Source organism: Mesorhizobium sp. GbtcB19 (assembly GCF_019091085.1).
Taxonomy (GTDB): Bacteria; Pseudomonadota; Alphaproteobacteria; order Rhizobiales; family Rhizobiaceae; genus Mesorhizobium.
In genome coordinates this window covers 1-353 of sequence record NZ_JAGXJY010000142.1, presented here as the reverse complement: position 1 = coordinate 353, position 353 = coordinate 1, and the positions used below count along the sequence as shown (strand labels likewise).

Sequence of the window (353 nt, the reverse complement as noted above, 5' to 3'; positions counted from 1 at the left end):
TATTCTCATCCTTTCATTTATGAAAACAACTCTTTTAGTAATATAAAGCATATATTTAAAACAGTGTACCTAATGATTCAACTTGGAAAGGACGTAACTCATCAAAACGACCATCACGTACTTTTACTGCCCAAGCAGGATCGGCTAATAAAGCACGACCAATAGCAACTAAATCAACTTCTTCTTGTTCGAGCATATCAATTAATTTATCAATATTCGTATTATTAGCACCTTTACCTTCTAAAAAAGCGCTTAAAAACTCATTATCAAGACCAACTGAACCAACTGTAATAGTTGGTTTTCCGGTTAATTTCTTAACCCATCCTGCTAAATTAAGTTCGGAACCTTCAAAA

At 33.1% G+C, this 353-nt stretch carries 1 pseudogene; it reads right to left on the bottom strand.

Annotated elements, in window-relative coordinates:
* Positions 1-55 precede the first annotated feature (55 nt).
* Positions 56-353, bottom strand: a pseudogene (locus tag KVT37_RS31970) (12-oxophytodienoate reductase); the annotation flags it as partial.